This window comes from Bartonella sp. AP7XZML (assembly GCF_042195745.1).
Lineage (GTDB): Bacteria > Pseudomonadota > Alphaproteobacteria > Rhizobiales > Rhizobiaceae > Bartonella.
Genome location: NZ_JBHIOT010000101.1, coordinates 97,030 through 104,509, shown reverse-complemented (window position 1 = coordinate 104,509; position 7,480 = coordinate 97,030). Strand labels below are relative to the sequence as shown.

At 38.5% G+C, this 7,480-nt stretch carries 7 protein-coding genes and 1 pseudogene; 7 read left to right on the top strand and 1 reads right to left on the bottom strand.

The genetic code is table 11. The annotated features are described in order from the left end of the window. Positions 1-398 precede the first annotated feature (398 nt). The 7 genes and pseudogenes from ACFILT_RS08700 to ACFILT_RS08670 all read left to right on the top strand — a co-directional run. Positions 399-1,442 (top strand): tetratricopeptide repeat protein, encoded by a 1,044-nt coding sequence (locus ACFILT_RS08700; protein ID WP_375611748.1) that lies wholly within the window; start codon positions 399-401, stop codon positions 1,440-1,442. Between the two features lie 608 nt (positions 1,443-2,050). Next, positions 2,051-2,431, top strand: a complete 381-nt coding sequence (locus ACFILT_RS08695) for a helix-turn-helix domain-containing protein (protein WP_375678380.1) — start codon at positions 2,051-2,053, stop codon at positions 2,429-2,431. A 616-nt stretch (positions 2,432-3,047) separates the two neighbouring features. Beyond that, entirely contained in the window at positions 3,048-3,446 is a 399-nt protein-coding gene (locus ACFILT_RS08690; RefSeq protein WP_375678379.1) for a hypothetical protein, read from the top strand. A gap of 325 nt (positions 3,447-3,771) precedes the next feature. Then, positions 3,772-4,185: a helix-turn-helix domain-containing protein gene (locus ACFILT_RS08685; protein ID WP_375678385.1), complete on the top strand. Its 414-nt coding sequence runs from the start codon at positions 3,772-3,774 to the stop codon at positions 4,183-4,185. A gap of 439 nt (positions 4,186-4,624) precedes the next feature. Next, positions 4,625-5,200: an elongation factor P gene (gene efp / locus ACFILT_RS08680; RefSeq protein WP_375679910.1), complete on the top strand. Its 576-nt coding sequence runs from the start codon at positions 4,625-4,627 to the stop codon at positions 5,198-5,200. Positions 5,201-5,211: 11 nt separating this feature from the next. After that, the gene (locus ACFILT_RS08675; RefSeq protein ID WP_375678378.1) at positions 5,212-6,003 is read left to right on the top strand and encodes an inositol monophosphatase family protein; all 792 of its coding nucleotides are present in this window, start codon (positions 5,212-5,214) and stop codon (positions 6,001-6,003) included. 6 nt (positions 6,004-6,009) lie between these two features. Then, positions 6,010-6,667: pseudogene (locus ACFILT_RS08670) on the top strand (inositol monophosphatase family protein); the annotation flags it as partial. 526 nt (positions 6,668-7,193) lie between these two features. Here ACFILT_RS08670 and ACFILT_RS08665 read toward each other — a convergent pair. After that, positions 7,194-7,421 carry a hypothetical protein gene (locus ACFILT_RS08665; RefSeq protein ID WP_375679909.1) on the bottom strand — a complete coding sequence of 76 codons (228 nt, stop codon included), beginning with the start codon at positions 7,419-7,421 and terminating at the stop codon, positions 7,194-7,196. Positions 7,422-7,480 lie beyond the last annotated feature (59 nt).

The window sequence follows — 7,480 nt, the reverse complement described above, 5'->3', positions numbered from 1 at the left end:
CACGGTAAAAAAGAAAGCCTTTTTACAACTGATCTCTGATGAGAATGCAAGCTAACATAACGCGATAGTGTGTGCTATTCATAAACATTCATACGTATTTTAAAAAGCAGCCCCCATTGTAAGCATTTTTTCATTTTAAGAGGAGAAGCCATTGATATAATAGAAGATAAGCATCTTTACATACGATAACCCTTCATCATTATTATTTTTAACAGAACTGTTTTAAACAGTCTGTCTCTCGTCGACATTTATGCTACTTTTTTAACTTACCCAACCCTACCTTGAACCAAGACGAAAAACTGAGAGATAAAAAGTAATATAGAAATGAAATTCTTATACGGCTTGTAATGATGAAAAAAAAATGTGAAAATTCTGATCGGTAATGAGGAGAAAACACCATGATCAAGAGAAGCGTGAAGCTGCTCATCTTAGGCGTGATTGGGCTTGCAAGTTCTGCTGTAAGTTCAGCGGGAAATACTGAAGAAATCTCAAATTCTGAAAGCTCTTTCAATACGATTCAAGAAGCTTCAAACACTCAAGAACCCTTTCAGCCCTTAAAAGCTGGAGACTATGACCAAGCCTATGACTATTACATCCAAGGTTATTATTTAAAAGCTTTTCGTGAAGCACTCCGACGTGCTGAAAAAAATGATCCTTTTGCACAAACTCTTCTTGCCCGAATTTATATGGAAGGATGTGCTGTTCCTATTGACGGTGCGCGTGCTGCTTTATGGTTTGAGCGCGCTGCAAAACAGGGGGAACCCCAAGCACAACTACGCTATGGACTTATGTTGTTCGATGGTAACTTTATAAAACAAAATCAAGAACTTGGTGCGCAATTCATTCAAAAAGCTGTCAAAGCAGGCGTCAAGGAAGCCTATTTTTATTATGGACAACTGCTTCTTTATAAAGCCTCACAGGAAAAACAAGCTCTCCCTGGTGTTTCTTCCCAAAGTCGTGAAAATGAAGCAATAGAGCAAGCCTTAAAATGGTACTTAAAAGGTGCTGCTCTTGGGGATGCTGAAGCGGCTTTTTCTGCTGCAAAAATTCTTTCCTTAGGCACATTAAAACGACCAAAGGATGATCGCAATGCCCGCAAGCTCATGGAAGTAGCAGCTCAAAACAACCACTTAAAAGCTCAACTTCATTTAGCACAATGGCTTGTACAAGGGCGTGGAGGAGAAACAGATTTTCAGCGTGCTTTTCATTTACTTCAAAGAAATGCTATCAACATGGTAGCACCAGCACAGATTTCCCTTGCAAGGCTTTATCGAGATGGCACAGGAACAAAAGGCGATATAATAATGGCAGCGGCATGGTATATGCTCGCAAAGGAGGCAAAAATGCAAGCTCCTGATCTTGAAATAATGCTCCAAGGCATGGATAAGGCACAACTAGAAAAAGCGCACAAAGAAGCAATAAAGCTCCTTCCTGTTTTTTAAAATACTCCTCTCTGCATCAAAAAGATAAAATTTATAGAAATTCCGGGAGATTTTGCTCTCTGTCCAAGTGCTTTAAGCACTAAAAGCAAAAAGGCTGATTCGGATTCAGTATTTTCAAGCTCCCGGAATACCAACGCGAGGACGCTCGCAACCGGCGGGGGGCTTTAAAATGCGAGCCAAAAATCTTGATAATGACATTTTCATTGGTAAAGAAAACGCACTGGTATCATTTGCTTAACAAACAATATCCAATAAGCAAAAGAGCTAGACTATCCCGAAAATTCCGCAAGATCTATTTTTTCATTCTTTTTGCTTGGATGAAAAACACGCCGACTCTCAGTAAAAAGCTATTTTTTATTGCCAAGCCTCCGAAATTACTTTACATATTGAAAGGTGTTTTGGTCGCATACGCAACGACCAATAGGGCTCTAAAAACCCGAAACCTCGTACATAAATTTACCCCGCTTTGCGGGTATCCCGGAATTCCGGGAGATTTTGCTATGTCCAGGTGCTTTAAGCACTAAAAGCAAAATGCTGATTCGAGGTCAGTGTTTTTAGACTCCCGGAATACCAACGCGAGGGCGCTCGCAACCGGCGGGGGCTTTAAAATGCGAGCCAAAAATCTTGATAACGACATTTTCATTGGCAAAAAAATTCGTTTGAGACGAAAAATGCTAAAAATGTCTCAAAAAACATTAGGTCAACATTTAGGTGTTACTTTCCAACAAATCCAGAAATATGAAAACGGCTTAAATCGTGTCAGCGCAGGGCGTTTAAAAGAAATTGCCGATATCTTAAATGTTCCACTTGTCTTTTTCTATGCGGACACCTCAGCAAAACAACAGCTTCCATACCCTCATGATGAAATCGCATCAAGTACAGAGGAATACCTACTGCTCAAAAGATTTAGAGTTCTAACCTCGATAAAACAAAGAGCCATTTTACAATTACTCTCTGATCAAAATGAAGCTTTTAACATCATAATATAGGGCGCTACACTCTCTATTCTTGACTTGCCTCCCACCCCTCAAAGGACAGAAGCCCCTTCCCTATCCAGTTGGGAAACAATCCGTCTTCTCAGAACAGAACTCTTTTAGCTTCCCATTTTATGTGGTTCATTTCACAAAATTATCCCGACAAGCTCCCTCAAATATTCACCACACACTCTCATAAAAACATCACATGTGCAAAATTTGATACCTTATAGCACCACACCTCAAACGATAGTATTTTACAGCAAACAGGATAAGCATTCATACGTATTAAAAAAAGATATCCCTCAAAAAGCAATGCTTGAAAATTTTTTTGATCAATCTGGAATAACACTTAACACATCATTTTATAATAGTGATAGAGGACATGATCTTAACATGCAAACGCAAAAAATTGCTTTTTTATCATAATCACTAAAAGCAGCAGTTTATTAAAATATACGCCACCAGAAGCACTTCAAGCAGCCTTTACAGCTGAAACCATTATTCATTGATTAATTAACCGATTGATTAGATACCGATATGTTGTTAATGTGCTATGCGTAAAGTTGCTCTTATTTCTGGAATAGGAGCTTCGCAAATAAAGAGCAACAATAAGTAAGGGGAATTAAAGATGTTAAAATATTTATTGCTGTCACCGGTTGTGTTGGTAGCTGGTTGCGCATCTGTAGGCAATTATTCATCAAATTATGTTGATCAAAGTCTTACAAAGCGTCAGGCACAATTAGTTGCTAACAAATTTATTAGCGATATCAAGAGACCTCTACCACCAGCTACAACCACACTTCTTATAAAGAAAAATAATACAGCAGACAACTTTACTCCTTTATTTATCAATCTGTTGCGACGGAATGGATATAATGTGATCTATACAGATCAACCTCAAAAGCAACAAAATATGGGTGTAACTTTGAGTTATAGAATAAGATTAAATAGTAGAGTTATAGTGTCTCTTCTTCAGTATAATGTGAACGGAGAACCACGTGCTCATATAAGTACTCAGCCCAAATGAACCCGCTATTTAATGTAAACATTCTCTATATTTTACACGTAAAGACTTAAAAGTTCTTGCGAAAGGCAAAGAGATTTGCACCTCAATAAAAAACCTCATTTTTAGCCAGAGTGGATAAATTTTATTATAGATTGTGACAATACAAAATAGTGTAAATTATAGCTTTGAGATTTAAGAAAAGAAGAATACTAAAAATAATGAAAATGCCCCACACCCTAGTGAATTGTTACGCGAAGATGTAAATGCAAAACTTGGACTATCTGTGATTGAAGCAGCTGAAGAGTTTTCTATATCCCGTGTAGCATTTTCTAGGGTCTTGGTAAAAATCCTTATAACGACATTTTTAGTGGCACATTCATTGGCAAAAAAAATTCGTTTGAGACGAAAAATGCTAAAGATGTCTCAAAAAACATTAGGTCAACATTTAGGTGTTACTTTCCAACAAATCCAGAAATATGAAAACGGCTTAAATCGTGTCAGTGCAGGGCGTTTAAAAGAGATTTCCGATATCCTAAATGTTCCACTTGTCTTTTTCTATGCGGATATCGTCACAAAACAACAACCCCCATACCCTCATGATGAAATCGCATCAAGTACAGAAGAATACCTACTGCTCAAAAGATTTAGAGTTCTAACCTCGATAAAACAAAGAGCCCTTTTACAGCTGATCTCTGATGAAAATACAAACGAACACCCTGCGATAGCACACACCACGCTCTATCCCATGAGACACTCATAACAAACTCCGTATTCAAATATTTATCACATATTCTTATAAGAATACCTCATGGTTTTACGGAACTTATATCATTGCCATCAATTATATCATTGCCATCAATGATGATATTTTACGACACAACGGGATAAATTCCCCCAAAAATTCTAAAAAATTTTTGTGCAAATTTTTAAAAAGCTTGCGTCTGAGCGCTTTTTATGGTCTTGCAAAGAACTGAAAAACAAAAATACATCAAGGTCCTTTTTTACTTAAGCTTTTCTCTTTGCAAAAAGCAGGAGAAAGCCCATAAAGAGCACACAGGACCATGAGAGAGCCGCAAGGTTAATCAAAGGGATTTTAGCCCGAAAATAACAAAAGAGCTTGACCGTTAAAGGCAGCAAAGAAAAGCGCCATAAAGACAACAAGAGAGTTCTTTTTGCAAGAATAGAATTGGATAGAAACGATGAAAATTAATGGCAATGAAATTCGCCCTGGTAATGTGATCGAACATCAAGGAAGCTTATGGGTTGCTGTTAAATGCAACGCTGTAAAACCAGGAAAAGGTGGTGCATTTAACCAAGTTGAAATGAAAAATTTGATTGATGGTACAAAACTTAATGAGCGATTTCGCGCTGCTGAGACAGTTGAACGCGTGCGCCTTGAACAAAAAGATTTCACATTTCTTTATCAACAAGGGGATGCTTTGGTCTTTATGGATTCAGAATCTTATGAACAACTAGAACTTCAAAAGGATTTTGTTGGTGAACGTGCTGCTTTTCTCCAAGATGGGATAACAGTCACAGTTGAACTTTATCAAGAAAAGCCTATTGGCATCTCACTTCCTGATCAAGTTGCTGTCACGATTGCAGAAGCCGATCCTGCCATCAAAGGACAAACGGTTACCTCCTCTTATAAACCCGCCATTCTTGAAAACGGGATTCGGATTCTTGTTCCCCCCTTTATGAATGCTGGTGAACGTATCATTGTAGACACCAATGAGTTGATTTATTTGCGTCGCGCAAATGAAAAAGATAAATAAAGGAATAAAAAATGGCCCATTCTGCAGTCATGAATGTCATGGTGCAAGCTGCAATGAAAGCAGGACGCTCGTTGGTACGTGATTACGGTGAAGTGCAAAATTTGCAAGTGTCTTTGAAAGGACCAGCAGATTATGTCAGCCAAGCAGATCGCAAAGCGGAAAAAATTATTTTCAATGAACTAAGCAAGGCGCGCCCCAAATTTGGTTTTCTGATGGAAGAGTCTGAAGAAATTATTGGAGAAGATTCACAACACCGTTTTATTGTTGACCCTTTAGATGGTACTACAAATTTTCTCCATGGCATTCCTTTTTTTGCTGTTTCCATTGCCTTAGAAAGCCAAGGAAAAATCGTTGGTGGTGTCATTTACAATCCCGTGAGTGATGAACTCTTTACCGCAGAACGCGGGTGTGGTGCTTTTTTCAATGACCGCCGCTGTCGCGTTTCTGCTCGACGCAGACTAGAAGATTGTGTCATTGCCACAGGAATGCCTCATTTTGGTCGCCCAAATCATGGAACCTACCTTATTGAATTACGTAATGTGATGGCAGAGGTTGCCGGACTTCGCCGTTTTGGTGCAGCTTCTCTTGATTTAGCTTATGTGGCTGCTGGAAGAACCGATGGCTTTTGGGAAGATAACCTGCAAATTTGGGATATGGCTGCTGGAATATTGATGGTTCGTGAAGCCGGTGGTTTTGTCACCGATAAAGAAGGCGGCAACAATATATTTCGCAAAAAAAATATCATTGCCGGCAATGAACACATTCGCCTAAAATTAGAAAGAGTTCTCAAAAAAGGCATTTAAGCCTAAAAAAATCCAGCAGATGACCTCAGCCAAGCAGATCGCAAAGCGGAAAAAATTATTTTCAATGAATTAAGCAAAGCGCACCCCAAATTTGGTTTTCTGATGGAAGAGTCAGAAGAAATCATTGGAGAAGATTCACAACACCGTTTTATTGTTGACCCTTTGAGATGGCACTACAAATTTTCTCCATGGCATTCCTTTTTTTGCTGTTTCCATTGCCTTAGAAAGCCAAGGAAAAATCGTTGGTGGTGTCATTTACAATCCCGTGAGTGATGAACTCTTCACCGCAGAACGCGGGTATGGTGCTTTTTTCAATAACCGACGCTGTCGTGTTTCTGCTCGACGCAGACTGGAAGATTGTGTCATTGCTACAAGCATGCCTCATTTTGGTCGTCCAAATCATGGAGCCTATCTTATTGAATTACGCAATATAATGATGGAAGTTGCCGGACTTCACCGTTTTGGCGCTGCTCTTGAGTTTATCTTATGGTACCGCGGGAAAAACCGATAGCTTTTGGGAAGACAATCTACAAATTTTTGATAGAACTACCGGCATACTAATGCTTCGCGAAGCCGGTGTTTTTGTCACTGATAAAGAAGGCAGCAGCGATATATTTCGCAAAAACACATCATTGCTTGCAATAAACACATTCGCATCAAACTATAAAAAAAACTTCAAAAAAGCATTTAATTCTTACAGTTTTTTACAAAACCCTTAGAACCTTAAACAAACACATGAAGAAAGAGTTTTTAAGTTTCTTTACAGAAAACGATAGGAAATAACTGATTAGATAGTGACAAAAAACATCACCACGAACAAAAAATGTACTTGCTATAAGCCCCCAAAAAAGCAATCCCCAATAGCTTACCTTATTGACGTTTCTGTTATTCAAATTCCCCTGCAAACAAACTGAAAAAGGCAATAAACACAAATCCCATCATAACCAAACGCCCCAAAAGCAATTATCGCACCTGAGGCAAAAGCCTCTCCTACTTCTCTTGAGAGATCATTCTTACACTGCGCGCAAAAATATTGACTCTAGAAGAGCCCACTCTCTCCTTTTTGGTAAGGGCTGCTCTACATTACTCTCACTGCTTATCAATATGTTTCACCACCGCGTGTGATAACAGAGGTTTCAGTAAATTCACCGATTCATACAATTGTTATCAGCTTCTCCTTCTTTTCAGCATTATTCTAAAGTATGTATCAAATAGGCATAAGATTTATTGCACTTCAAATAGTTATTTGCGAGAACCGCTGCCTGTATTTCATTCTCAAACTGTTCTTTATTTTTATCAATAGCCTCTTCCAGCACCTTTACCTTCTCATCCCCAAAGATAACTTTTAATTTTGTTTGTGTGGTAAGCTTCTCCCAAAAGATCAATCGGTTATCGCATTTCTCATTTGATGATTTCATCCACTCTTTAACGCCTAATTTGTAAGCTTCTTCAAATGTTGGTATCTTTTCATCAAGGA